This window comes from Tianweitania sediminis (assembly GCF_017813335.1).
GTDB lineage: Bacteria > Pseudomonadota > Alphaproteobacteria > Rhizobiales > Rhizobiaceae > Tianweitania > Tianweitania sediminis.
The window spans coordinates 1-25,187 of sequence record NZ_JAGIYY010000001.1; the positions used below are offsets into that span (position 1 = coordinate 1).

A 25,187-nucleotide genomic window follows, 5' to 3' on the forward strand; every position below is an offset into this window, starting at 1 on the left:
CGAGCACCGGCCGCACACGAGCCTGCGCGGCCTCACCCCGAACGAGTTTGCAACCCGGTCCAGATCGGACCACAAGGAGAACAGAGTCCAGTTATGAACGAGGGCTGATCGGGGGCAACGTCATTTCGGTAAGCCAAAGTCAAACTTGATGGGCAGTAGCGCGACTGATCGATGTTGCTAGCCTCGATCACACTAATGTCTTATCGACATCAACGAGGAGTGAAACACCGTGGCCGTCGCTAGAGCTTACACGCCTGTAAACATGTTCACGGCCGATTCATTCGAGGCAGAGCTCGTCGAAGCTAGCGCAACTCGAATTGTTCTATCCGATGGGGCTGACTTCGGTGTCTACTATGGCGAGGGCTTCACCTACGATGCCTCTGGTCTGACGGGCGGAACACTGACGGGTTATGCAGCATACGTAGGTAGTGTTCTGGCGATCGAGGTTGGTGGACTAGCTGTGGATGCCATCACCGCAGGTAACCTAATCAACGCTAATAACCTGCTGACGCTCTTCTCAGTCGCCTTAGCTGGTAATGACGAGATTGCTGGATCGAACGGCGATGATGCGCTTGCAGGCTTCACGGGCAACGACATCATAGATGCGGGGCAAGGCGCGAACTACATCGACGGCGGCGAGGGTTTCGACTTCGCAGCCTACGCCAACCCGCTCAGCACATACTCGTTTGACATCGCAAACGGAAACCTGTTGGTCAGCAGCACCGACGGGCTGGCTCGGGACACCATCGCCGGAGTTGAAAGGCTGCTGTTCTCGGACGTGGCCTTGGCGTTTGATACTGGAGCAGTGCAGGCCTTTAGGCTTTACCAGGCAGCGTTTGACAGAGCACCAGATCTGGGTGGCGTCTCATTCTGGGTCAACAAGATTGACACAGGCACAAGCCTCCTATCAGCTGCCGCCAGCTTCATCGGATCGGACGAGTTTCGCTCGCTCTATGGCACATCTCCTACGGATGAGCAGTTCGTGGATCTGCTCTATGAGAACGTTCTGAACCGAGCTGCTGACGCGAGCGGCTACAGCTATTGGATCGGCAGAATGGATACCGGGTTGTCACGTGAGGCCGTCCTGTTGGAATTTTCGGAAAGTCCGGAGAACCAGTCCAACACGGCCGCGTCCGTGAGGTTTGGGGTGATCTTGGACTACAATTACTTCTGAGAAGGACAGCCGTTGTCGCGAAGAAACACGAAAGCGCCATATCCCAACCCCCCAAACCTTAAGCGTTACACGTGGCGGGCGTATCGTCAGTGCCTCACAACGCCCTTTGCGCCTTTGGGCTGACGTGCGTACTCGCCGCAGAAGGTCGATCGGACTGCTTCCATCGTGAATGTCCGTTGACGCGAATTCTTTATCGCCAGTAGCGCGCATTGCGAATTTGATCTGGGAGTCGAGAGACCGAGCGGACCAATGGAGTCTTGCGGCCTCGTGTTCGAATACTTCTGCATTCACCGGGCCAAACCAATTACGTAGGCGCTGGCGTATGCACCGGTGAAAACCTGTTCTCGGCGGCAAACTGCTTGAAGTCCAGCGCGCCACGGTTCCCAATCCACTCAAACGACCGACTTCTTCTTGATAACCGGTCCGCGGTGCGGTCCAGGCTCTCTGAACAGGAAGTAGAACAAGCTGCTGCAGAAGATGACCAACGCTCCGGCACAGGTCCAGAAACTGGGGAAAGTGCCCCAGACGATCCATGTGATCGCGAGCGACCAGATCAAGCCCGAATAACCGAACGGGGCTAGATCCGCAGCCGGAGCGATGCGGTAGGCCATGGAGCCAAGGCCGATACCCAAGCTCGAAAAAACTGCCGAAGCTGCAAAGATAAGCAAGTCTTCAGGGTGCACGCTTGTCCACTCTGCTAGTGCCACAGGTGCCACGAAGAGCGCCTGAAAGGCCGCGGCGAGGAAGCTGACTGTCCATAGATTGTCTGCTTCAGGCAACCACCGCGCCGTGACAGAATTGGCCGCGTAGAGAAACGACGCACCCAGGATGTAGAGCGACGCTGGCTGGAAGGTTTCCGAGCCTGGCTGGATGGCGATGATGACGCCGGCGAAGCTGCAAAGCCCGGCAGACCACTTCTTCCAGCCGACCACCTCTTTGAAGAAGAGTGCCGAAGCCGCCGTAACCATCAAGGGCAAGGCGAAGAGGATTACTGTCGCCTCAGCGACGCTGAGATGCTCCAGCCCGCGGATATACAGGTACGCTGCCAGCAGGTTGAGGGCGCCGCGGATGGCGTGGAAGCCCACACGGGACGAGCCCGAAACACGCGTTCGGCCAACTGCCACCGCCAAAATGACCAGCAGCGGCAGCGCCATCGTGCTTCGGATCAGAATGATCATCCCTACCGAATAGTCGTCCACCAGGAACTTCGTGGTCATGTCGTTCAAGTTGTAACAAAGGGACGCCAGGCAGATCATCACGATGCCGCGTAGAATGTGGCTAGGCATCGCTCCTCCTGGTGACCCTCTGCATCGCCGGCGCTCGAGAAGCTGAAACCGGATGAGAACGATCGACGCCCCGCTGTTCACGCTGAACCTGGCCAAGAACCCTGTCGTGGAAGGCATGGCTGGAAGACCCGCCGCCGAGATCCTTTGGCACCTGCATGGCCATCGTCACGATGCCGGCGTCAGTGGTGTGCCCCCTTGTCGGAGGGCGGCAGCGGCGACGGACAGGATCTTCATTCTAGGCTCTCCCATCCGCAACTGCGGCATCGTTGGACGCTCAGCCAGAAAAAAGTTGGACGTCCAACCAATTTTCTCTTTACACCGGGCTACCAGAATTTTAGAAAAGCAACAACTGAAAACGGCAGGGGGAGCCGATCGTGCATACACGCGTGACAGACCTGTTGGGCGTCCGCTACCCGATCATTCAGGGCGGTATGCAGTGGGTGGGTCGCGCCGAGTTGGCTTCCGCCGTTTCCAACGCTGGCGGACTCGGATTCTTGACTGCCCTGACACAGCCAAGCCCAGAAGCGCTGCGCGAAGAAATTGCGCGCTGCCGTTCAATGACCGACAAGCCTTTCGGCGTGAACCTCACCATTCTTCCTTCCACCAATCCGCCGCCCTATGAAGCCTATCTCGATGCAGCGCTCGACAGCGGCGTCCGCATTTTGGAAACGGCAGGTCGCAGCCCGAAAGAGTTCATCGCCAAAGCGAAGGAGGCCGGCGCCGTGATCGTGCATAAATGCACGGCCGTGCGACATGCATTGTCGGCTGAACGAGCCGGCGTCGACGCAATCTCCATCGACGGCTTCGAGGCCGCTGGCCATCCGGGCGAGGATGATATTGGCGGCCTTGTCCTGTTCGCCGCTGCTGCGAAGGCGGTGAAGGTCCCGCTGATTGCCTCAGGGGGCATAGGAACTGGGCAGGGATTGGCCGCCGCGATGATGCTTGGCGCCGAGGGCGTGAACATGGGCACGCGCTTTTGCGCGACAAGGGAAGCGCCAATTCATGAGGACATCAAACGTGCGCTGCTCAACGCTTCGGAGCGCGACACGAACCTGATCTTCCGCACATTGCGCAACACCGGACGCGTCCTCAAGAACCGCATATCGGATGAGGTCGTTGCCACCGAAATGAGGCCGGGAGGCTGCGAATTCGCGGATATCCAGCCGCTGGTCGCGGGCTCGCGCGGGCGGACGGCGCTGGAAACAGGTGCGGTGGATGAAGGGCTGGTTTGGGCGAGCCAGGTGATCGGCTTGGTGGATGACATCCCGACCTGCGCAGAACTCATCGAACGAATGATCCATGATTGCCGTGAGGCTATGACCCGGGGTTTGGCCGCATTCAACAATCTGGGAAGTCCGCGCAGCGACCTCGAGCGCAACGGCACAACGGCAGTCAGAGCCATGAACTAAGCCGTGTCCGCTGGAGGAGAGCTGATGCGGTGAGAAGGACAACAGTGAGAATCGGCAACAAACACGCCGGCGATTAAACCGGCCCGGAAGGGTCTTCTTTGGGAGGAGAAGAAAGCATGAAACGACATCTGCTAGCGACCGCCGCAGTAATTGCGGTCACAATGCCCGCCTTGGCTGAGGAGACTGTCAGCTACGCATCGTATGGCGGCGCCTACCAGGAAGGTGTGCGCAAGGCCATTCTCGACCATCTTCCGAAAGACCACGACATGAAGGTCGTGGACTATGTCCTGTCCGGTGGAATTCGCGACATCCGCACCAAGGTCAAAGCCAATGCCGTCGACATCGACGTGGCGGAGCTTTACGGCGGGCTTTGCGATCAGGCGGTGACGGAAGACCTGATCATTCCGCTGGATTACTCGAAGATCCCGAACGCTGCGGGCATTCCGGAGAACCTTCGCCAAAGCCACTGGATCGGCTTCACGGCCTATTCCACCGTTCTTGCCTACAACACCGATGTTTACGGCGACAGTCCGCCGAAGAACTGGGCTGACTTCTTCAACGTCGAAGAGTTTCCTGGAACGCGCGCCATCGGAGGAACCTATCCCTCCACGAACATGGAGATCGCGCTGCTCGCCGATGGCGTGCCAAAGGATGAGATCTACCCTGTGGACATGGAACGAGCACTCAAGAAGTGGACTGAGTTCAAGGACAACATCACGGTGCGTTGGACCACAGGCGCCCAAGCCACCCAGCTGGCGACCTCCGAAGAGGTTGACATGTTGACGATCTGGGCGGCTCGCATCGAGGCCGCGATCAAGGAGGGCGCTCCCTACGCTTACACGCTCAACGACGCTGTGATGGATGTGGAGTGCCTGGTGGTTCCGAAGAACTCACCCAATCCCGAAGGCGCAATGCGTCTGATCAATCATCTGCTCGATCCGAAGTATCAGGCAAACCTGCCTGACTACATCCCCTACGGACCGATGAATCAAGATGCCTTCAAGCTGGGTCTGATCTCGCCCGAAAAGGCGGCGCAGGTTGTTACCAGCACAGAAAACCTGAAGAAGCAGCTGATCACGGATATGCCGTGGTGGGCGAAGAACGTCGAGAAGGCCCAGACCATGTGGGACTCTGCGATGCAGTGATCGCCAGGTCGGAACTGGCGCCCGCAAGAAGGCGCCAGTTCCGCAGCGAACTTCTTTGATGACGGCATGTGGTTCACCAGCAGGTTTGGCTGGGTACTGCCTCTTGTGCCGACATGTTTCTGACTTCAGGCGGGATTTGGAAATGGCCACAGCTTCCACGACGACGGCTCTGCCGGTTCTGGTCCAGTCGCTTTCCAAGCACTTTGGCGAGGTTCGAGCCGTTGAGGACATTACCTTTGACATCCGTCCCGGTGAGTTCCTGACGCTCCTCGGCCCGTCTGGGTCAGGCAAAACGACGCTTCTGATGATGATCGCCGGCTTCAGCCGGCCGACTGCTGGCTCGATACAGATCGCGGGTCAGGAAATCGTGCACCTGCCCCCACACAAACGCAACATCGGCATGGTGTTCCAGAACTACGCATTGTTCCCCCACATGACCGTTGGCGAGAACGTTGCTTATCCTTTGCGCCTGCGGGGCGTGGGGAAGGCCGAGATCAAAGATCGGGTGCAACGGGTGCTCGATCTCGTCCAACTCGGCAGCTATGCCGACCGCAACATCAGTCAGCTTTCCGGCGGCCAGCGCCAACGCATCGCACTGGCCCGCGCCATTGTTTTCGAACCAAAAATTCTCTTGATGGACGAGCCGCTGTCGGCACTCGACAAGCAATTGCGTGAAACGATGCAGATCGAGATTCGCAGTCTGCATGACCGGCTGGGTATGACCACGATATCGGTGACCCACGACCAGCGCGAGGCTCTGACAATGTCAGACCGCATCGCGGTGTTTTCCAAGGGGCGGCTTGCCCAGGTCGCCACGCCGTCCGATCTCTACGAGCACCCGGAAAGCCAGTTTGTGGCCGAATTCATCGGCGAGTCCAGTTTCCTTCCCCTAGAAGAGAAGAACGGTCAGTGGTGCTATAATGGCCGGCCCCTCAAACTAGCTGACGATGGGATCGGCGCCGCCGACACCATGCTTTTGATGCTTCGTCCGGAGCGGCTGCGCTGGACGGAAGACAACGCCGCCGCTTCTGGCGACGGAAACCAGTTCACCGGCCAGGTTCGAACGGTCGTCTTCCAGGGCGAAAGCCTGCTGTTTGAGGTGATGCTCGACGGTGGCCACACGGTTTTCGTGCGGATGGCCAACCGTTCGGAGAACGTGCGGGCCTTGCCGCAGGCTGGCCAGAGCGTGGCACTGCGGCTTGAGCGTGCCGACGCTCGCCTGGTGCGGGCGGAGGGCTAGTCCCATGGCGCAAGCAGCCGTGCTGCAATCACCTTCTGGTTCTTCCAAGACCATTCGGCTTGAGCAAAATCGTGAGGCGCTCGAGAAAGACAAGCGTGCGGAAGCGCGGGTGATGTTCCACCTCACGGTGCCCGCGCTTGTGATCGTGGGGCTCCTGATGGTGGCCCCCATCGCCTGGCTCTTGTCGATGTCCTTTGTCGCTCCGGATGGCCAACTCAGCCTCGAAAACTACCGGTTGTTCTTCGCCGAACCCGTGTATCGCGACATGTTCCTCAACACCTTCAAGATCGCGTTCATCGTCACGGTGCTCTGCCTGTTGTTGGGTTATCCTGTGGCCTATCTCCTGGCGATCACACCTGCGCCGTGGTCCGGCTTGCTGATGCTGGCCGTTCTGATGCCCTTCTGGACATCCACGCTCGTGCGGACCTTCTCCTGGCTCATCATCCTTCAGCGAAACGGCCTCGTGAACTCCGCCTTGGTGGGTGCCGGTCTGGTTGAGCGGCCGATCCCGCTTGTGCACAACATGACCGGCACGATCATCGGCATGGTTCACATCATGGTGCCGTTTCTGATCTTGCCGCTCTACGCGTCCATGAAGGCGATCGACGGCAATCTGATGCGCGCAGCCGCCAATCTCGGCTCTTCGCCTGCGCATGCCTTTGCCCGTGTTTACCTGCCCCTATCGATGCCGGGCCTGGTGGCGGGCACGATCATGGTCTTCGTCATGTGCTTGGGCTTCTACATCACCCCCGCTCTTCTGGGCGGCGGCAAGGTGAAGATGATCGCTCAACGCATCGAAGAGTCGTTGTCACTCTATGCCACCTGGGGTCCCGCCGCAGCGTTGGCGGTGCTGCTTCTCCTTATGACGGCTCTCTGCCTCGGCCTCAGCCTGATGCTGGTGCGTCGTTTGACGCCGGAAGTGTGAGGTTTAGCCGTGGAATCTTACGTTTCGCACCGTTCGCGCCTTTGGCTCTACATCCTCGTAGGGCTGGTGATCTTCTACCTCGTGGCGCCATCGCTCATCGTCATCCCGACGTCTTTCAGTTCCAGCCGGTCTTTATCCTTTCCACCGCCAGACTTTTCGCTCCGCTGGTATCGCGGCTTTTTCGGCGAGGAGAAGTGGCTGGCGGCCACTTGGGTGTCGCTACGTGTTGCATTCGGCACAATGATCGTGGCGACGATCACGGGTGTGGCGGCCTCGTACGCCTTGCATGTTTCAGGTTTCCGCTTGAACAACATGGTGCGTGCGACCCTGATCTCGCCGCTTGCTGTTCCTTCGATCCTGATCGCCATCGGCATCTTCTTTGTCTACGCTCGCATCGGCGGCCTGCTAAACACCATCCCCGGCATCATCTTTGCCCATTGCGTTGTGGCCATGCCCTTCGTGATCCTCACGATGTCAGCCGGTTTCAATTCCTACGACATGACGCAGGAAATGGTTGCCCGCAGCCTTGGCGCGAACCGGTTCAAAGCGTTCAGGACCGTGACTCTGCCGCAGCTGAAATTCTCTGTCGTTACTTCCATGCTGCTGGCATTTCTCGTCTCGTTCGACGAGTTGATCATTTCGCTCATGATCTCGTCCGGCCCCGTGGCGACCCTCCCGCGCGTTACATTCGCCACGCTGCGTGACGACGTGGACCCGACCCTCGCTGCCGCTTCAACCCTGATGCTGATCGTTACGACGGTGCCGCCGCTTGTTCTGCACATCGTCACGAGTCGCGCGAAGCGGAAGGACCGCAGACATGCTGGATGATCTCAACCGGGAACTTGAGGGTTTCGTGCATCTAAAACGCGAAGCCGAGGTGCTTGAGATCCGCATGGTCAAGCCCAAGGTGAACGCGATCTGTCGCCGCTTCAGCCGCGCCATGGAACGCGCCGCCCTTTACCTGCAGCATGAGCCCGAGTTGAGGGTCGGCATCTTGTCCAGTGGCAACGATAAGGCCTTCTCGGCAGGCATGGACTTCCTCGAGGGCACCCTCGAAGGCGAAGGGGCTCGCGAAGCTGGAGCCCGCGAAGGCGGCTTTGGCGGGATCACCACCCTTTGGTCGCTGAAGAAACCGTTGATCGCCGCCATCAATGCACCAGCAATAGGTGGCGGTTTGGAACTGGCGCTTTCCTGCGACCTCCTGCTGATGGCGGACGAAGCCTCTTTTCAGCTTCCGGAACTCGCGCGCGGCCTGCTTCCCGACGGGGGCGGCCTTCAACGCCTGCCGCGCCGGATTCCGTTCCACGTCGCCACAGCGATGATCTGGACGGGGGAGCCCATGACTGCGGCGGAGGCCCGGCACTGGGGCTTGGTTTATCGCACAGCGCCTCGGGCCGAACTGATGGACCTTGCCTGGGCCGTTGCCCGCAAGATCGGTCGAGGAGCCCCATTGGCACAGCAGGCCTTCAAAGAATCGCTGCGCTTCGTGGACGCCATGCCAGATCGTGAGGCGATGGCCATGCGCGGGGACTCGGATGCCGACCTCGTCAATTTCCGCAGGATGCTTGCTTCGCAGGACATGATCGAGGGACAGCGCGCTTTCCTGGAAAAGCGCGAGCCACGCTGGCAGGGGCGCTGAGAAACAATTCGCAGCGGAGGCTGCACGAGAGTGGAGGGACATGATGTACCAGTATCTTGAAATCGAGCGTCACGGCGCTGTTGGCGTCATCGCGATGAACCGGCCTGAAGCGCGCAACGCGCTTGCCATGGGCATCACGATTGAACTGCGCCGGGCCCTGCGCGAGGCGGCAGCCGATACAACCATGCGGGCATTGATCCTCACAGGGCGCGGCGGCGCGTTTTCCGCAGGCGCGGACGTGAAGGAGTGGGCCGACAAGTCGAAAGGCGACAACCCATGGCCGGACATGAACTGGGTCGAGGAATCGCTCAAGCTCGTCCAGCAGGTCCATGACATGCCGAAGCCCGTGGTCGCCATGATCGACGGCGCGGCCGTCGGCGCCGGCCTCGACATGGCGCTTGCATGCGACTTCCGCTACGCCTCCGAACGCTCGAAGTTCATCTGCTCCTACACCAATGTCGGCTACAATCCCGATTGCGGCGGCACATGGCTGATGCCGCGGGTGATGGGGTTGGAAGCTGCGAAGCGGTTCGCCTTCACCGGCGACCTTTGGACGGCGGACATCGCCTTGCAGAACCGCCTGGTGAGCCATGTCAGCCCCGGCGACAAGCTTTGGGACGATACGCTGGCCTTTGCCCAGAAGCTCGCATCGGGACCAACGGTCGCGATCGCCCAAGCAAAGCGGCTTCTGAACTCCGCTCATACCCGCAGCTTGTCCGATCAGCAGCTTGAAGAAGTCGCTGCCGGCAAGGTCTGTGCTCAAACCAAGGATCACGAGGAAGGCCTGGCTGCTGCCAATGAACGCCGCGCTCCTCGCTTCATCGGCGCATAAGGTAGACCAGCATGGATTTTGCACTGAGCTTTGAACAGCAGTCGCTCGTTGACGCGTTGGAGGAATTCTGCAGGCGCGAACTCTATCCGCACGAAAACCTCGTGGAGGAGCTCCGCTACGTGCCTGACGAGATCCGTCAGGAAATCCGTCGCAAGTCGGCAGAAGCCGGTTTCGAGGGCATGAGCCTGCCGGAAGAATGGGGTGGCCCGGGTCTCGACAAGCAGACGAAGATGCAGGCCGAAAGGGTCATGGGGAAACCCTCATCGGCGCTGGGTCAGTGTATGAACCGCGGCGTCACGGGTATTCTCTTCAAGTGTAAGGACGAGCAGATCGAGGAGTATCTTCTGCCCTCCATTCGGGGCGAGAAGAAGAACGCCTTTGCCTTGACCGAACCGGGGGCCGGTTCAGACGCACGGTCCATCGTCACGAAGGCGGTACGTGACGGGAAGGAATGGGTGATCAATGGCGTCAAGCAGTTCATCTCTGCGGCCGACATCGCGGACTTCATCATCCTGATCGCCGTCACTGGCACGGACGACACGCCGAAGGGACCGCGCAAGCGCTTCACCACCTTCCTGATCGACAAGGATACACCGGGCCTGCGCGTTGAACCCATGAAGTCGATCGTGACCCGTGGCTACAACCCAACCATGGTCTATTTCGACAATGTTCGGATCCCCGACAGCAAGATCCTTGGGGAAGAAGGCCAGGGCTTCAACACTGCCAACGAGTGGCTCTACGACGGCCGCGTCTCTTTGTCGGCCCACTGCGTCGGCCGCGCCGAGCGCATCTTTGACATGACCAAGGAATGGGCAGGTACGCGCAAGGCGTTCGGCAAGACGATCGGCGAGTTCCAGGGCGTTGGCTTCAAGGTCGCCAACATGGCAGTCGACATCAAGCTCGGCGACCTAATGGTCAAGGAAGCCGCCTGGAAGATCGAAAACGACCTGATGAACCGCACCGAAGCGTCCATGGTGAACTATTACTGTTCGGAGATGGTGTTCCGCGTCGCCGACAATGCGGTACAGGTTTTTGGCGGCATGGGGATGATGGAAGATTTCCCTATCCAGCGGTTTTGGCGGGATGCCCGTATCGAACGAATCTGGGAGGGCACATCCGAGATCCATCAGGATGTGATCGCCAAGGACTTGCTGAGGCCTTACCAGCACTAGATGCTGACTGACCGGGAAGATGTGAATGAAAAGCGTAGCGAAGCGCCAGATCAAAGAGATCCGCAAGGAAGAACTGATCGTCGCTACGCTGCGGTCCATTCGCAAGCACGGCTACGTCAACTCAACGATCAACACGATCGCGGAGGAGTCCGGACTGTCACGCGGGCTGATCAACCACTACTTCGAAAGCAAGGAAGATCTTCTGATCTTCGCAACCAGATATTATTGGAGGAATGTCGACGACTTCTTCCGCCATGTTGTTGCTTCGACCAAAGGTGGACATTTCGAGAAGCTGCTGCATGCCGTTTACGTCACTTTCCTGCGTGACACCGGCTATGATCGAATGATGGTGCACTACTACAGTGCGGCCTGTCTGATGCCGGCCATTCTCGAAATGCATCGGGACATGTGGGCGCGGTATCGCAAATCCATCGAGCGACGGATCGCTGCCGTGGCGCGGGAAAAAGACATGACGATCGACACGAGGCTGGCGGCGATCACGCTGACCCAACTCGTGGACGGCCTATGGCTGGCCGGTGTTATGGAGGAAAGCTACTCCCGCGAGGATTGCAGGAACATCCTGCGGAAGTGGCTATGTGACCAGTTCGGCGAGGATCCGGACAGTTTTCCGCTTATGCCGGACTTCGACCTGAACGACTTCGAAACGACGGCGCCGCTGCCCGCTCCCGAGTAGCGGACGCACGCCAATCAACGCAGACAGAGAGCGACGTCGCACGAGGCTTCCGTGCAGCGAACGACGGCGCACGCCCGGAGGAGGAAAGAGGGATGCTGCAGGCCAGGATAGATGACGCGCAGGCGCGCATAAGCGCTAGGTTGCGGACCAACATGCAAAGGTTGCTGTCCCCCCGCACAATGGCCTTTATCGGCGGCACACAGGTGGAATACACGCTCAAGACCCTCCGCACAGTGCCCTTCGAAGGCGACGTCTACGTCGTCCATCCGAAGCGGAAGGAGATTGCCGGCTATCCCTGCCTGCCGTCGATCCGCGACCTGCCCGAGGCTCCCGACGCCGTGTTTCTTGCCGTCAACGCCGACGCATCCATCGCGGCCTTGAACGAACTTCGCGGACTCGGTGCAGGCGGCGTGGTTTGCTATGCATCCGGTTTCGCTGAAATTGGCGAAGCTGGCATGGAGCGCAACCGCAGGTTCATCGAAGCCGCTGGCGACATGGCCGTGGTGGGTCCAAACTGCTACGGGCTTGTCAACTACGTCAACCACGGCAGCATCTGGCCTTCTCTCTACCCGAAGCTGGAGAACAGGCGTGGCGCGGCCGTTGTATCGCAGAGCGGCAACGTCACGGGTCATTTTGTGGCCAATGACCGTTCGGTGCCCTTCTCCTACCTGATCAGCGCCGGCAACCAGGCGGTGCTTGGCTTCGAGGATTATATCGACTTTCTGGTCGACGATCCGCATGTGACTTGCCTCGGCTTGTTCATGGAAGGAATTCGCGATGTGCCGGCGTTTTCCGCGGCATGTCTTCGAGCACGCGCCAAGCAGATGCCGGTTATCGTCTGTCGGTCCGGCCGATCGGAACTTGGCGCGGCCATGGCGGCAAGCCACACAAGTTCGCTGGCTGGGCAGAACGAGTATTATGAAGCGCTGTTCAAGCGTCTCGGCGTGATCGAAACCGATACTGTTCCCCAGTTCCTGGAGATGATGAAAGTTGCGTCCATCGCCGAGCCGCTCGCGGGACCGCGGATCTCGGTTTATTCAAGTTCCGGCGGCGACAACGGTCTGGCCGCGGACTACTGCTCGTTTGCAGGTCTCGAACTGCCGGCACCAGATGCAAGTCAGATAGCTACCATCCGGCCCATGCTCCCGGAGTTCGGCCACGTATCGAACCCCCTCGATTTCACGGCAGGATACTGGGGGCAGGAAGAGCTTCTCACGCCAATGTTCACGACGATGCTGAGCGGCGACTATGACGCCGGCATGCTCGTGATCGACTATCCGCCTTTAGGTTCGGCACGGACCGATACCTCCGCGCAAGATGCCATGGACCGAGCACTCGCCGCCGCCGGCAAAGCAACTGGCAAGCCTGTATTCCATGCATCCGTGAACACCGGCGGGATCACACCGATCGCCAGCCAGCGCCTGATTGCGCAGGGTATCGTGCCTCTCCAAGGCCTGCACGATGCAGCAGTCGTGATTGCAAAATGGGGCGAGCATTGCGTGCGAATGCGCAACGACCAAGCAGCAGGTCAGCCGCTTGATGCGCTTCTGCCGCACCGAGCCAAGCCGCTCGGCGGCAAGTCACGATCGGTCAACGAGGCGGAGTCGAAGCGTCGGTTGGCAGCCTACGGTCTGCCCGTGCCCGCCGGGCAGGTGGTCTCGCGCGCCGACCTTTCGCTGCTGCCGGAAGCCTTTCCCAAGCCGATGGTGCTCAAGGTTCTCCACGACGCGATTGCTCACAAGACGGAAGTTGGCGGGGTTGCGCTGAACATCATGAGCCGCGACGACGCAATCGCCGCAAGCGAGCGCATGATCCAGAACGTCGCCCACCACCTGCCCGAAATCCACCTCGAGCACTTCTTTCTGGAACCGATGCAAGCGCCGCCGCTTGCGGAGCTGATCATCGGTGTAAAACGCGATCCGCTTTTTGGCATGGTGCTGGTGATTGGCGCCGGTGGCATTCTTGTGGAACTCCTGAAGGATGCCACGCCGCTGTTGCTTCCGGTGCGTCGAGAAGATGTCGAACAAGCCTTGCGCAGTCTGAAAAGCTTCACCCTGCTCGACGGCTTTCGCGGGCGCGACAGGGCTGATCTGAGGCCGGTCGTGGATGCAATCCTTGCAATCGCTTCCTACGCCCAGGACAACCTCGAAACTCTGCTCGAGCTCGACGTGAATCCGTTGATGGTCAACGCCAACGGCGTGGTCGCCGTTGATGCGCTGATTGTCGAAGCCGCGGCGATCGCAGCTTAACCCTTATCCCGATCCTCGGAGTCCAACCATGACCGATACCTCGCAGACGGGCGCCGAAGCTCTTGTGCGTACGCTGATTGCGGGAGGCGTTGACACCTGCTTCGCCAATCCAGGCACGAGCGAGATGCATTTCGTGGCAGCGCTTGATCGGATTCCCGGGATTCGCTGCGTCCTCGGCCTGCAGGAGAACACCGTCACCGGAATGGCGGACGGATATTTCCGCATCGCCAGGAGACCGGCGGCAACACTGCTGCATTGCGGCCCAGGCTATGCAAACGGGATTGCCAATGTTCACAACGCGCGCCGCGCGGGCAGCGGCATGCTCAACATCGTTGGCGATCACGCAATCCCGCATGTCAAGCACGACAGTCCGCTCACAGCGGATGTTGACGCGCTCGTTGGATCAACGTCGGAATGGCACGCCTTCGGAACCTCGCCTGCCCGCATCGGCAGCGACGCCGCTCGCGGCCTGGAAGCCGCCCGCAAGGCTTACGGCCAGATTGCCGCTCTGGTTCTGCCAGCCGACGTGTCCTGGAGCGAGGGCGGGGTTGATGCCAAACCAGCAATTGCACAGGGACCTGCCGCGGCGGAGCCGCGCGCCGTCCAGGTGGTTGCCGATGCTTTACGCTCCGGCAAAAAGGCGCTGATCCTGCTCGGCACTCCAGCTGTCGTTCCAGAACTGCACCCGCTGTTGGCTGGCATCGCCCAAGTCACGGGCGCAACGCTGATGGGAAGCCCAAGCATTTCGAGCAGCCCGCGAGGCAAAGGGCGCCTTGTTGTTCCCCAAGTCCCCTACGCGGTTGATCGAGCATTGGAAGAACTCGCACCGTTCGAGGTTCTGGTGCTGGTCAACTGCCCTCCTCCCGTCGGCTTTTTTCTTTATCCAGGACGCCCCAGCCTAGTTCATCGTCCAGACGCGGACGTCTTGACCTTGACGCGGCACGATCAGGACGCCGCACAAGCTCTGCAGGCACTTGCTGACGAGCTTGGAGCACAAGCCGTCGCCGTGCCTGAAGCGAAGGAGGCTCCGGCGGTACCTGATCTCTCCGGACCCATTAAACCTGCTGGGTTTGCGGCCGTCGTGGCGAGGCACCTGCCCGCGGATGCGATCGTCGTAAACGAAGCTTTGACGCTGGGAGGTGGGTTCGATGCCGTCATGCCTGGAGCCGAGCGCTGTGACTGGTTGACTGTCACGGGTGGCGCGATCGGCGGCGGCATTCCCCTTGCCACAGGAGCCGCTATCGGTGCGCAGGCGCAAGGACGAGGCGATCGCCGTGTCGTGACGCTGCAGGCGGATGGCTCCGCCGCCTATACGATCCAGGCACTATGGACCCAGGCCCGAGAGAAGCTGCCGGTCACGACACTCCTCCTGAACAACCGTTCCTACGCGATCCTGCTTGGCGAATATGCCAAGGTCGGTGCCAAGCCGGGGCAAACTGCAATGGATATGATGAGCCTGGACCGGCCGGCGATCGATTGGAGTTCCGTTGCAAAGGGCTTTGGAGTGGAGGCGCAGTCAGTCGCGACGCTTGAAGAGCTCCATGATGCCTTGAAGAAGGCGCTCGCTCTTGATGGTCCCATGCTCATCGATGTGCAATTCGCGGGCTGAACCGGTCCTTGCTCGAGCGGTTATCCCATGCTGGGTGAGGCAAGTGGGCCTCGCGCTCAGACTTCAGTCTTGCGAGCTTCAGACGAAGGCCCGACGAGCGCCGAACGCATCCATAATTAACAATTGATATGTTAGGGGTCCGGCATGCACTCCTGGGGCACCAAGCAAGATCACGTTATGCCGGACAAACGACTGCCATCGGTTTATTCAGCTGTTAACAGCTACCTTCAGGAACGGCGGGCTGAGCGTTCCATCTCGACGCGCAGAGCGGTGACAGCCATCAGGCTTGCCGCACCCCACGTCCGGCAATCGGATGTGGAGCTTGCCGAACTCGTCGCCAAGGCGGCGATGCGATCAGGCCGATCTGTTCTGTTCGATTGAACGGCGGCGCGATCTCCGCGACGAGCTGGGTGCGCTCCTGATCTCCTCGCGCTCAAGCTCCGCACGCGGACCTTTGGTGCATTGTTCGCGCTTTGGAGGCATCCCCCGCGCCGCCGACCCTCAGGTCAGCGGCGCTCGCATTCTGCACTGGTACGGCCTTGCTTCAGTTCGAGCGGCAGCGACCTGTTTTGGTTGTTTCCTTGTCGCCATCGTCATAGGCGATGCCGAGCTTTTCACCGGACAAAGACGTGATCTTGCCCGGGTACCAGTTTCCCTGGCCCTTGAAGTTGCATTGGACCCGCGTTCCGATCATCCAGTCATAAGGACGAATGGCACTGAGCCCGACCGTTTCACGTTCGCCATCGTCATAACGGATGGTGACGGTTCCGTTGCCGACCTTCTCGACAACGCCGGGAAACCAGTAGCCGGCGCCTTTGTAGTCGCCCAGAACCCAGTCGCCCACGGTTTGTGCGCCGGCAGACGTGGCAAAACCAACAATCGTTGCGGCAGCCAGCATCAGTTTAAGCTTCATCGGATGTGATCCCCACGGGAGCAAGCCTCCCTCGCCCGCTTCCTTCTGGATCGAGCGAGCGCCTTTACGTCACTTCCCAGAAAGCGTCTATGAAAGAGCTGCCCAGAGGCGAATATTTGCGCTTGCAAAGCTTCGCCTCCAAGAACATCACTGAGGGAGTAAACCGAGCGATCCAACGGATTGTGGATACCGGAGGGTGCTCACGCCTGGAGATCCGGAATGCGCCGCCTTTTCATCGCCGCCGTGGCGATCCTGCACATCCTGCCGGCCCGCTCGGAGGTGCGCTACACTGACGATCGCTCCGATCCCACAGCGCTGCTGGAATCCTTGTACAACGCGATCAACAGGAGGGAATACGCCCGCGCCTGGAGCTATTTCGCACGGAAACCCGCGCCTGACCTGCAAACCTATGCTGAAGGCTACGCGGACACCGAAGCGGTGACCGTGAAGGTCGGGCTTCCCAGCGGGCACCAGGCGCCGGATGGCACCGTCCACCACTATGTTCCAGTGGCCATTGAAGCGACCAACAATGACGGCGAAGGCTATGTTTATGGCGGCTGCTATGAACTGAAGCTTTCCCCTCAGCAGGTTGGAGGCGAAGCCTTCTCACCGCTTCAGATCGTCGAAGGTAAGCTGTCGAGTTCAAGCGGTACGCTGGCTGACGCCCTGCCGAAAACCTGTGATGACCTTGGCGAGCCGGATCCGCGTCTCCTTCCCGAAAGCCGGGCAAAGGCTCTTTTCGCGAAGAGCTTCGGAGCGACCTGCGATCCAACTCTTTTTGAAGCCGGGGATGAGCAGGCTTTCCGAAGCTGGCTCGTCACGTTCAAGTATCCCGATGCGTCCCCCGATGATCCCGTCGCTCAACGCCGCATCTTCCAGTTTCTTTGCAACCGTGGCGCCTACAACGAGAGCCACATCTTCATGATGGCGGACGCGGACGGCGAGGATCTCAAGACCCTCAGCTTTGCCGTTCCGGACCTCGATATCGATTATGCCGACGATGAAAGCGCCCGCGTCCAGTCGATCGCTGTGAAAGGCTTCGGCTCGCAGATCGAAGTTGCGAATGCCGACTTTGACCCAGACAGCCTGACAATTCTGTCCTTCGCGAAGTGGCGGGGTTTGGGGGACGCATCCTCCGTGGCGACCTGGGTGCTTCGGGATGGTGAGTTTGCGCTTTTGCGCTATGACGTCGATGCAAGCTACGATGGTGAACACGATTCGCAGACAGTCGTGGACTATGGCAAGGTGCAGTAAGCTTTCACACCCGAAGCCCGGCGCTACGGCCTAGCGGCACTCCGTCAGGTCGCCATGACTGGTTGCGTGAGTGACGCATCTGGGCTTCGAAGCTGTGCAGCTGATGAGCGTCAGGAGCAGAAGCAACACGGCCGATGCCTGACGCCAAGCGGGTGTTTTGCTTCGGGACATGCGGATCGTCTCCATTTAGATCTATTTCAGACTTCCGGGATGCTCCACAGACTTCTGCGAACTACAGGATGATATCAGGCCCGCTGAAGTCCCGCGCAATTCGGTGTTGCGTAACGGTTTGAGAAGACCGCAAAAGTTCGGCTGATGGCGCGGGCGCTGAGGTCAAGATCCGCTAGTCGTGTTGCCCTCGGAACGCCGGGCGGAATTCGCCACCGCCCAACGCTCTCCGATCCAAGCGATAATCCTCGTGCTGATTGTTTCAGGTTGCTCCAGGTGCAGCCAGTGGCTGGCGCCCTCGACCATTTCCAGTGTCCCGTTGTTGCAAACCGCAACGCTCGCTTCCGCGACATGTCGCTCAAGGAAACGATCCTCGTCGGCCCAAAGAACGAGCGTCGGTGGTTCAACGCGTGCGGGTCGTTTGCTGCGGGGACGTTGCCGCAAGGCGCGGTAATAATTCAGCATGGCGGTCAACGAACCCGGATGACTCCAGGCTTCAACATAGCGCTCCAGCGCACCTGGCTCGAACGCTCCTGGGCGCGCGCTGCTTGCGACCATGGCCTTCAAGAGGGAGAAGTCAAAGCCGCCGAGCGTCGCTTCGGGAATCCAGGGCAGCTGGAAAAAGGCGACATAGGTGCTTCGAAGCGCCTGGGTTGGATGTTTGAGCGCCTGTTTGGCCAGGATGTCGGGATGCGGGCCGTTCATGAGAACGGCGCGCATCACCCTGCCCGGATGGCGCGCGGCCACCCACCAGCCGATAACGGCGCCCCAATCATGGCCCACAAGGTGGAAGCGCGCCGCGCCAAACGCATCCGCCAGGGCAATCACGTCGGCGGCCAGGATGGGAAGCGTGTAGGCGCGCACCTCCTGCGGTGCGTCGCTCTTGTTGTAGCCGCGCATGTCCGGCACGATCACGTGGAAGCCTGCTTGCGCCAACGGGGTGATCTGGTGACGCCAAGCCCACCAGAATTCCGGAAACCCGTGCAGCAGGACCACGAGCGGCGCATTGGGATCACCAGCCTCCACGATATGCAGATCAAGCCCGTTGATCCGGCGCCTGGAAGCTCGCCAATTCGCGTCAAGCAGGCTGTCGGCGTCGTCCGTTCGAGCGCTCAAGCGGCAATCTCCTCGGTGTTGGAGGGGTTAGTGGAAGCAACGCCTTTCCCGGTGGCATGATCCGCAGCCGTGTGCCGCCGCAACCCGATGTCCCTCGCTTATCCTTTGAAAGGCAACTCTATCCATTGTAAGGATCATACCTCTCTTGCGGAGGAATGACATGGGAAACCAGCAGTTCGATCTTGTGGTCCGTGGCGGACGAGTGATCGACCCTGAAACAGAATTCGATGCGGTTGCCGATATCGGGATGGCCGGCGGCAAGATCGTTTCGATCGGCGAGGGCTTGCCAGCCTGCGAACGCGAGATCGATGCAACTGGGTTGATTGTGGCACCTGGCTTCATCGATCTTCATGCCCATGGTCAGTCAATCCCCGCCGATCGCATGCAGGCCTTTGATGGCGTGACAACGGCGCTTGAACTGGAAGTGGGGGCGCTGCCTGTTGATCGCTGGTATGAGCGGCAGGCAACAAACGGGCGGGTCCTGAACTACGGAACGGCGGCCGCGTGGATCTTCGCGCGCAAGGCGGTGATGATCGGGCTGTCGCTTGATGGCAAGCTCGCGCCGATCGAATTGATGGGCGCCGGCGCAAACGACATGCGCTGGTCGGTGGACACGGCTACGCCGGCTCAGACTGACGAGATCGTTTCGATGATGCGCCAAGGGCTTGAGCAGGGTGCGCTCGGCATCGGCATTCCGCATGGTTATGCGCCGGGTGGCGGAATGAAGGAGATGGCCGCCGTCTGCGAGCTTGCTGCAGCGTTCGACGTGCCGACCTATACGCACATCCCCTACATGTCGAACATCGATCCCAAGAGCTCGATCGAGGCCTATGTCCGGTTGATCGGCCTTGCCGGTGCCACCGGCGCGCACATGCATATCTGCCACCTGAACAGCACCAGCCTGCAGGATGTCGAGCGCGCCGCGCAACTGATCGCCAAGGCTCAGGCGCAGGGCCTGCCGATCACCACCGAGGCCTATCCCTATGGAACCGGCTCGACCGTGCTTAGCGCCGGCTTCTTCATGGAGCCGGATTATCCTGAGCGTACCGGCACCGGCTATAGGTCGATCCAGGTCATCAGCACCGGCCAGCGATTCGAGAACCGCGAGCAGTTGGCGCAGGCGCGGGCCGAAAAGCCGGACGCCATCGTGCTTTGGCATTATCTCGATCCCGACAATCCGCATGACGACAAGCTGCTGGACGTTTCCGTCATGTATCCAGGCGGCGCAATCGCGTCGGATGGCATCCCCTGGAGCAGTCCGGATGGATCGCTTTATACCGGCACCGAGTGGCCGCTCGGTCCCGACAAGACTGCGCATCCGCGCTCGTCCGGCACGTTTACGCGTTTCCTGCGCAAGTGGGTCGCGGAGCGCAAGGTCGTGCCGCTCAGCGAAGCCATCGCCAAGTGCACGCTGATCCCCGCCCGGATCGTCGAATCCTGTAGTGAGCAGTTCTGTCGCAAGGGGCGCCTGCAGGAGGGTTGCGATGCCGACATCGTCGTGTTCGATCTCGAGAAGGTTTACGATCGCGCGACGTTCGAAGAGATGCACCTTCCCGCGGACGGCATGGTCCATGTGCTGGTCAATGGCGAGCCGGTCATAGCCAATGGCGAACTCGTACTCGACGCGCGTCCGGGCCGGCCGATCTTGAGCGACCCTCGATGACGACGCCCGTCCTCCTCGTCACCGGGTTCCTGGGGGCGGGAAAGACAAGCTTCGTGAACGCGATGCTGGCGCAATCCGGCCGGCGGCGCATCGCCGCGATCGTCAACGATTTTGGCTCGATCAACATCGACGAGGAACTGATCGACACCAGGACCGACACCGTTGTCGGCCTTGCGAATGGCTGCGTCTGCTGCACGCTCCAAGGCGATCTCCTGCGCACGATTAAGCTGCTTCTGGCACGCGACCTCACGCCGGAGCATATCGTCATCGAAGCGAGCGGGGTCGCCGATCCGGCGGGTATCCTGCAGGCGCTTCAGGATCCGGTCCTTTGGAAGAGCGCGCGTCTCGACGGCGTTGTTTGCGTGGTGGACGCGCTGGATTACCCGACGCGCCGTTCCGACGAGCTTTGGCGGGCGCAGCTTGCAGGGGCAAACTTCATCGTCCTGTCAAAGACTGGTGATCTCGAAGACAGGAAGGCTGCGGAACTCGCAGCCGCGCTCAGTAAGGCCGGCACACCGGTGATCGATCTGTCCCGTGAGCCGTTTCCGACGGAGCTATTCCTTGGCACGGGTCCAACGTCCGGCTTCCGCTCGACCGAGGCCACGCCGCCGATCCACGCCGGCCGATTTGCCAAGGTCGAATGGCAAACGGAGAAGACGATCACGCTGGCCGGGCTCCAGGCCGTTATCAGCGAGTTTGCGCCGGTGTTGATGCGCGCGAAGGGACTGCTGTCCTTCACCGAGCGTCCGGGGCAATCCTTTCTGCTGCAGATGGTGGGGCGTCGCGTGACGCTCGAGCCTTGGGACCGTGCTTTAACCGGCTGCCGGCTGGTTCTGATCGGCGAAAGGAACGAGCTTGCCCCTAGTGAACTGGAAGCGCGCCTCGACGCTCTGGCAGGTTGATACGCCCGCACCTGTTTGCGGAAGCTCGGAAGATGCGTAAACAAGTCACACGAACGGGAAAACGAGCTTGCAAAGAGCAAAGGGAACGGACCGGATCCTCGATATTCTCGACCACCTCGAGAATGTCACCGAGCCGATCAGCCGCAACGCGCTGGCCAAGGCGCTCGATTGTCCGCGCTCGACGATCTATTCCCTGGTCGACCAACTTGTGGCGCGCGACTGGTTGGCGGTTGCCGATGACGGCGGTATCCGTCTGGGGCACCGCGCCGGCCTGCTGGGGTTGGCCTATTCCCGCAGCGCCCAATTTGAGCGCATGGCGCGCGAGGTGGTGCAGCGCGTGGCGGTGGAAACCGGTGTGGTCACGGAGATCAACGTGGCGGATAACTGGCAGCAACTGGTGCTCATCTCAGCCACGGGCCGCAGCCGCAACTATCTGCAGACTGTAGAAGGCTCGCGCTATCCGCTGCCAATTACGGGATCGGCCCGGCTGCAACTCGCGGGCATTCCGCGGGACAGCCTTGCCAGAAACATCCACGAAGAAGAGTTCAGGCTTGGTTCGGGCAAGCTGCTGCCGTTCGACCGCTTCTGCGAAGAAATCGAACAAGCTGGGCGCGATGGGTATTTCGTGGCGCGGGGACTGATCGAACCCTATGTCGGAACCCTTGGCACCCCCATCCTCAACCGACTTCACCAATGCGTAGCCACCCTCAGCATCGTGTTGCCGCAGGCAGACCTGGACTCCCGACAACAGGACCTGATCGACACGCTCCGCCGCGGGTCGGATGAACTCTCCAGCTCCTTGCGGACGGCTGTATGGCCCATGGGCGACCGCGCCCACAGCCACCTACATCGTGACAGGAATGCGCTTTAGGCCGCCAGCTGGAGCTCGCTGGGAAGCGTCCTACCGCAGGTGATCGCATCAGCAAGTAGGGCGGCGGTCGTCGGCCCAAGCGTGAAGCCTTGATGACCGTGGCCGAAGTTGAACCAAAGGCCGTGGTGCCTGGGGGCAGCGCCGACGATCGGCAGCATGCCCGGCATGCAGGGACGGTTGCCATGCCATGCCGTTTCGGCCACGGGCTCCCCGAGCTCGAAAAGCTCACCGGCCGCCTTCTCAACCTGCCGCAACTGCCGCGCGCTGGGGGCTGAGTCGATCCAGGTCAGTTCTGCGCCCGTGAGGACGCGAAGGCCCTGGCGCATCGGCGAAATGACCCCACCGCGGTCAGCGTCGATCATTGGGAGGTCCGGACCCGCGCCGGTGAAATGGCGGTGATAGCCGCGCTTGAAGAACATTGGGATCCGATAATCGAAGCGGCGAAGGAATTCTCCAGCCCAAGGCCCAAGCGCTACAACCGCCATTGATGCATCAACCTTGCCATTGGGACCGGTAACGGCCCAGCTGTTGCCGGATTGCACAAGCGTTCCGGCATCCGCGCAAAGGATTGTCCCACCCCGACGGGCGAAAAGCGAAGCATAGGCTGCCACCAACGCTCCTGGATCGGCGCAGGTTGCGGCTTCGATCCACCGGACCGCACCACCGAGCTGTTGGCGCAGGTTGGGTTCTGCAGCGCCAAGCTCCTTGCCGGTTTCCAGCCGTGCGGCAACGCCATAGCTTGCTGTAATGCGCTCGGCCTCGCGTGCAGCCGCCTCGAAGCTTCGCTCGCTCCGGTGGATCTGCCGAAAGCCGTCGCGGCGCACCAGCGCCTGGGCCCCGGCAGCCTCGATCAACGGATCGTGGTCGTTCAGCGCGCGGCGGATAAGTTGGCTGTACTGGATTGCGATCCGCTTGTGGCTCTCCGGTGCCGACTTTGCGAAGTATTGCAGCAACGGTCCGCCCCAACGATGCATGGAGCCAGCCCGCCAGCGAACCTTGGCGTTCATACCGAGCGCCGCCGAGGCAATCTCGCCGATGGAGCGCGGGAAGGCGTAGGGCTCGACTGCCTCGACCTGGATGACCCCGGCATTGCCATAGCTGGTTTCCCGCCCCGGCTCGCGGCGATCAACCAGAACAACAGTCTGGCCGCGCTCCTGCAAGGCGAGCGCGGTTGCCACGCCGACCATGCCCGCACCCACTACGATACAATCAGCCATGTCTGGCGGAACCTCTTGTTGATTAGCTGGTCAGGAAACGGCCGCCGGCCAGGCGATCTCGCGACAAGCGCCGAAGTCCCAGCCACGCCCCGGTGCGGCGTCGATCAGCGAGCGGGTGTAAGGGTGCTTGGGCGCGACAAGCACTGCTTCGGCGGTGCCGTGCTCGACCACCTTTCCGTGCTGCATGACGATGACGTAGTCGCAGATCTGGGCCGCTACGCGCAGGTCATGCGTGATGAACAGGATGGCAATGCCAAGCTTCTGCTGAAGGTCGTCGAGAAGCTTCAGAACCTGGTCCTGTACCGAAACGTCGAGCGCGGAAACCGCCTCATCGGCGACGATGACGTCAGGCTCCATGGCAACCGCCCGGGCGATTGCAATTCGTTGTCGCTGGCCGCCGGAGAACTGGTGCGGATACGAATCGAGCGCATCGGCAGAAAGGCCGACGATCTCCATCAACTCGCGTGCACGAGCGAGTGCTTTTTCAGGCGCGACGCCGAAATTCGTCGGCCCCTCGATCAGGCTCTGGCCGATTTTGCGGCGCGGGTTGAGCGAACGATAGGGGTCCTGAAAAACGATCTGGATCTTGGCGCGCTGATCGCGCAGTCGGCCCTGCGGCAGGTGGGCAATATCGAGGGAGCCCAGACGAATAGCTCCGTTGGTTGGCTCGACGAGGCGCATGACGCAGCGTGCCACCGTGGTCTTGCCCGATCCGCTTTCGCCGACGATGCCTAGCGTGCGGCCGGGCATGAGCTGAAACGTGACATCCTCGGCCGCACGCTTTTCGCTGCGCGCCTTCAGGAAGCCACCGGACGCGTAGGTCTTCCCAAGCCCGGCGACTTTGAGTGCAGCGGGCGCTGAAACTTCGGGCCGTGGACTGCGCGGATGCAGGCTTGGCACGGCCTTGAGCAGTGCGCGCGTGTATTCATGCCGCGGTTGGCGGAAAAGCACCTGGGCTGGTGCGGACTCCACAATTTGGCCGTGGCGCATGACATGCACGGTGTCGGCGATCTCGGAAACCACGCCCATGTCGTGGGTGATGAAGAGCACGGCTGTGCCATGCTTGCGCTGCAGCTCGGAGATCAGCGCCAAGATCTGCTTTTGCGTCGTGACATCGAGCGCGGTGGTCGGCTCGTCGGCAATCAGCAGCGTTGGCTCCAGGATCAGTGCCATGGCAATCATGATGCGCTGGCGCTGGCCTCCCGAGAGCTGGTGGGGATAAGAGCGATAAATGCGTTCCACATCCGGGAGGTGCACCTGGTCCATGATGTCGAGCACGCGCCGCTTCGCTTCCTTGCCTGAGGCAAGACCGTGCGAACGCAGAACTTCCAGGATCTGGTTGCCGACCCGAATGACCGGGTTCAAGGCCGTCATCGGCTCCTGGAAGATCATTGAGATCCGGCTGCCGCGCAGCGCGCGCATCTGGCGCTTGGAGCGGGTCAGAAGATCGGTTTCGCCGAGCATGATCCGGCCTGATGTGACCTTCAAAACACCGGATGGCAGGAGGCCCATGACGGCGAGCGACGTCAACGACTTGCCCGAGCCGCTTTCGCCCACCAGGCAGGCTGTTTCGCCCTTGCGGATCTTCAAACTGACACCGTCGAGGACAGGTGTCTGCCCCGCCATGGTCTGCAGGCCGATATGCAGGTTCTCGATAGCGATCACGTCAGCGACGCCGTCGAACCGGCCGGTCTTGAAACGCTCCATCA

General features: G+C 60.7%; 22 protein-coding genes. 17 read left to right on the plus strand and 5 right to left on the minus strand.

All coding sequences use genetic code 11. The features are described from left to right. Positions 1-229: 229 nt before the first annotated feature. Positions 230-1,174: a DUF4214 domain-containing protein gene (locus tag J5Y06_RS00005; protein WP_209333078.1), complete on the plus strand. Its 945-nt coding sequence runs from the start codon at positions 230-232 to the stop codon at positions 1,172-1,174. A gap of 392 nt (positions 1,175-1,566) precedes the next feature. Here the strand turns inward: J5Y06_RS00005 and J5Y06_RS00010 are convergent, their stop codons facing one another. Then, positions 1,567-2,460, minus strand: a complete 894-nt coding sequence (locus J5Y06_RS00010; RefSeq protein ID WP_209333079.1) for a DMT family transporter — start codon at positions 2,458-2,460, stop codon at positions 1,567-1,569. Between the two features lie 371 nt (positions 2,461-2,831). Here J5Y06_RS00010 and J5Y06_RS00015 point away from each other — a divergent pair, with 371 nt between their 5' ends. From J5Y06_RS00015 to J5Y06_RS00070, 12 genes are all read left to right on the plus strand, one after another. Then, positions 2,832-3,869 carry an NAD(P)H-dependent flavin oxidoreductase gene (locus tag J5Y06_RS00015; RefSeq protein ID WP_209334289.1) on the plus strand — a complete coding sequence of 346 codons (1,038 nt, stop codon included), beginning with the start codon at positions 2,832-2,834 and terminating at the stop codon, positions 3,867-3,869. Between the two features lie 116 nt (positions 3,870-3,985). Further along, positions 3,986-5,014, plus strand: coding sequence for an ABC transporter substrate-binding protein (locus J5Y06_RS00020; RefSeq protein WP_209333080.1), 1,029 nt, complete (start codon positions 3,986-3,988; stop codon positions 5,012-5,014). Between the two features lie 142 nt (positions 5,015-5,156). Then, the gene (locus J5Y06_RS00025; protein ID WP_209333081.1) at positions 5,157-6,254 is read left to right on the plus strand and encodes an ABC transporter ATP-binding protein; all 1,098 of its coding nucleotides are present in this window, start codon (positions 5,157-5,159) and stop codon (positions 6,252-6,254) included. A gap of 4 nt (positions 6,255-6,258) precedes the next feature. Then, entirely contained in the window at positions 6,259-7,179 is a 921-nt protein-coding gene (locus J5Y06_RS00030) for an ABC transporter permease (protein ID WP_245247477.1), read from the plus strand. 9 nt (positions 7,180-7,188) lie between these two features. Further along, on the plus strand, positions 7,189-8,007 hold the full coding sequence (locus J5Y06_RS00035) for an ABC transporter permease (protein WP_209333082.1): 819 nt from the start codon (positions 7,189-7,191) through the stop codon (positions 8,005-8,007). After that, positions 7,997-8,818 carry an enoyl-CoA hydratase-related protein gene (locus tag J5Y06_RS00040; protein ID WP_209333083.1) on the plus strand — a complete coding sequence of 274 codons (822 nt, stop codon included), beginning with the start codon at positions 7,997-7,999 and terminating at the stop codon, positions 8,816-8,818. The genes J5Y06_RS00035 and J5Y06_RS00040 overlap by 11 nt, the downstream gene beginning before the upstream one ends. 40 nt (positions 8,819-8,858) lie before the next feature. Continuing rightward, positions 8,859-9,650 (plus strand): enoyl-CoA hydratase/isomerase family protein, encoded by a 792-nt coding sequence (locus J5Y06_RS00045; RefSeq protein WP_245247479.1) that lies wholly within the window; start codon positions 8,859-8,861, stop codon positions 9,648-9,650. An 11-nt stretch (positions 9,651-9,661) separates the two neighbouring features. Beyond that, the gene (locus J5Y06_RS00050; RefSeq protein WP_209333084.1) at positions 9,662-10,822 is read left to right on the plus strand and encodes an acyl-CoA dehydrogenase family protein; all 1,161 of its coding nucleotides are present in this window, start codon (positions 9,662-9,664) and stop codon (positions 10,820-10,822) included. Between the two features lie 25 nt (positions 10,823-10,847). Then, positions 10,848-11,516: a TetR/AcrR family transcriptional regulator gene (locus J5Y06_RS00055; RefSeq protein ID WP_209333085.1), complete on the plus strand. Its 669-nt coding sequence runs from the start codon at positions 10,848-10,850 to the stop codon at positions 11,514-11,516. 152 nt (positions 11,517-11,668) lie between these two features. Continuing rightward, complete coding sequence (locus tag J5Y06_RS00060; RefSeq protein ID WP_245247481.1) at positions 11,669-13,765, plus strand: acetate--CoA ligase family protein; 2,097 nt, start codon at positions 11,669-11,671, stop codon at positions 13,763-13,765. 28 nt (positions 13,766-13,793) lie between these two features. Continuing rightward, positions 13,794-15,374, plus strand: a complete 1,581-nt coding sequence (locus tag J5Y06_RS00065; protein WP_209333086.1) for an acetolactate synthase large subunit — start codon at positions 13,794-13,796, stop codon at positions 15,372-15,374. Positions 15,375-15,551: 177 nt separating this feature from the next. Continuing rightward, positions 15,552-15,755, plus strand: coding sequence for a hypothetical protein (locus tag J5Y06_RS00070; protein WP_209333087.1), 204 nt, complete (start codon positions 15,552-15,554; stop codon positions 15,753-15,755). Positions 15,756-15,918: 163 nt separating this feature from the next. Here J5Y06_RS00070 and J5Y06_RS00075 read toward each other — a convergent pair whose 3' ends face one another. Further along, on the minus strand, positions 15,919-16,287 hold the full coding sequence (locus J5Y06_RS00075; RefSeq protein ID WP_209333088.1) for a tudor domain-containing protein: 369 nt from the start codon (positions 16,285-16,287) through the stop codon (positions 15,919-15,921). A gap of 219 nt (positions 16,288-16,506) precedes the next feature. On the opposite strand from J5Y06_RS00075, the gene J5Y06_RS00080 reads away from it, so the two are divergent. Next, entirely contained in the window at positions 16,507-17,541 is a 1,035-nt protein-coding gene (locus tag J5Y06_RS00080; RefSeq protein ID WP_209333089.1) for a DUF1176 domain-containing protein, read from the plus strand. A 333-nt stretch (positions 17,542-17,874) separates the two neighbouring features. Here J5Y06_RS00080 and J5Y06_RS00085 read toward each other — a convergent pair whose 3' ends face one another. Continuing rightward, complete coding sequence (locus tag J5Y06_RS00085) at positions 17,875-18,825, minus strand: alpha/beta fold hydrolase (protein WP_209333090.1); 951 nt, start codon at positions 18,823-18,825, stop codon at positions 17,875-17,877. Between the two features lie 145 nt (positions 18,826-18,970). Between J5Y06_RS00085 and J5Y06_RS00090 the strand changes: the two genes are divergently transcribed. The 3 genes from J5Y06_RS00090 (at position 18,971) to J5Y06_RS00100 (ending at position 22,261) form a co-directional block, all read left to right on the plus strand. Next, the gene (locus tag J5Y06_RS00090) at positions 18,971-20,488 is read left to right on the plus strand and encodes an amidohydrolase family protein (protein WP_280818988.1); all 1,518 of its coding nucleotides are present in this window, start codon (positions 18,971-18,973) and stop codon (positions 20,486-20,488) included. After that, on the plus strand, positions 20,485-21,390 hold the full coding sequence (locus J5Y06_RS00095) for a CobW family GTP-binding protein (protein ID WP_209333092.1): 906 nt from the start codon (positions 20,485-20,487) through the stop codon (positions 21,388-21,390). The genes J5Y06_RS00090 and J5Y06_RS00095 overlap by 4 nt, the downstream gene beginning before the upstream one ends. Before the next feature lie 67 nt (positions 21,391-21,457). Beyond that, complete coding sequence (locus tag J5Y06_RS00100; RefSeq protein WP_209333093.1) at positions 21,458-22,261, plus strand: IclR family transcriptional regulator; 804 nt, start codon at positions 21,458-21,460, stop codon at positions 22,259-22,261. Here the strand turns inward: J5Y06_RS00100 and J5Y06_RS00105 are convergent. Continuing rightward, on the minus strand, positions 22,258-23,478 hold the full coding sequence (locus J5Y06_RS00105; RefSeq protein ID WP_209333094.1) for an NAD(P)/FAD-dependent oxidoreductase: 1,221 nt from the start codon (positions 23,476-23,478) through the stop codon (positions 22,258-22,260). The two genes, J5Y06_RS00100 and J5Y06_RS00105, sit on opposite strands and share 4 nt — an antisense overlap. 30 nt (positions 23,479-23,508) lie before the next feature. Beyond that, the gene (locus tag J5Y06_RS00110) at positions 23,509-25,185 is read right to left on the minus strand and encodes an ABC transporter ATP-binding protein (protein ID WP_209333095.1); all 1,677 of its coding nucleotides are present in this window, start codon (positions 25,183-25,185) and stop codon (positions 23,509-23,511) included. Positions 25,186-25,187: the final 2 nt, after the last annotated feature.

Bases quoted from the DNA above. Each gene is read 5' to 3' on its own strand.
- J5Y06_RS00010 (WP_209333079.1), bottom strand. From the start codon at position 2,460: ATGCCTAGCCACATTCTACGCGGCATCGTGATGATCTGCCTGGCGTCC.
- J5Y06_RS00020 (WP_209333080.1), top strand. From the start codon at position 3,986: ATGAAACGACATCTGCTAGCGACCGCCGCAGTAATTGCGGTCACAATG.
- J5Y06_RS00025 (WP_209333081.1), top strand. From the start codon at position 5,157: ATGGCCACAGCTTCCACGACGACGGCTCTGCCGGTTCTGGTCCAGTCG.
- J5Y06_RS00030 (WP_245247477.1), top strand. From the start codon at position 6,259: ATGGCGCAAGCAGCCGTGCTGCAATCACCTTCTGGTTCTTCCAAGACC.
- J5Y06_RS00040 (WP_209333083.1), top strand. From the start codon at position 7,997: ATGCTGGATGATCTCAACCGGGAACTTGAGGGTTTCGTGCATCTAAAA.
- J5Y06_RS00045 (WP_245247479.1), top strand. From the start codon at position 8,859: ATGATGTACCAGTATCTTGAAATCGAGCGTCACGGCGCTGTTGGCGTC.
- J5Y06_RS00050 (WP_209333084.1), top strand. From the start codon at position 9,662: ATGGATTTTGCACTGAGCTTTGAACAGCAGTCGCTCGTTGACGCGTTG.
- J5Y06_RS00055 (WP_209333085.1), top strand. From the start codon at position 10,848: ATGAAAAGCGTAGCGAAGCGCCAGATCAAAGAGATCCGCAAGGAAGAA.
- J5Y06_RS00060 (WP_245247481.1), top strand. From the start codon at position 11,669: ATGCAAAGGTTGCTGTCCCCCCGCACAATGGCCTTTATCGGCGGCACA.
- J5Y06_RS00065 (WP_209333086.1), top strand. From the start codon at position 13,794: ATGACCGATACCTCGCAGACGGGCGCCGAAGCTCTTGTGCGTACGCTG.
- J5Y06_RS00070 (WP_209333087.1), top strand. From the start codon at position 15,552: ATGCCGGACAAACGACTGCCATCGGTTTATTCAGCTGTTAACAGCTAC.
- J5Y06_RS00075 (WP_209333088.1), bottom strand. From the start codon at position 16,287: ATGAAGCTTAAACTGATGCTGGCTGCCGCAACGATTGTTGGTTTTGCC.
- J5Y06_RS00080 (WP_209333089.1), top strand. From the start codon at position 16,507: ATGCGCCGCCTTTTCATCGCCGCCGTGGCGATCCTGCACATCCTGCCG.
- J5Y06_RS00095 (WP_209333092.1), top strand. From the start codon at position 20,485: ATGACGACGCCCGTCCTCCTCGTCACCGGGTTCCTGGGGGCGGGAAAG.
- J5Y06_RS00105 (WP_209333094.1), bottom strand. From the start codon at position 23,478: ATGGCTGATTGTATCGTAGTGGGTGCGGGCATGGTCGGCGTGGCAACC.
- J5Y06_RS00110 (WP_209333095.1), bottom strand. From the start codon at position 25,185: ATGGAGCGTTTCAAGACCGGCCGGTTCGACGGCGTCGCTGACGTGATC.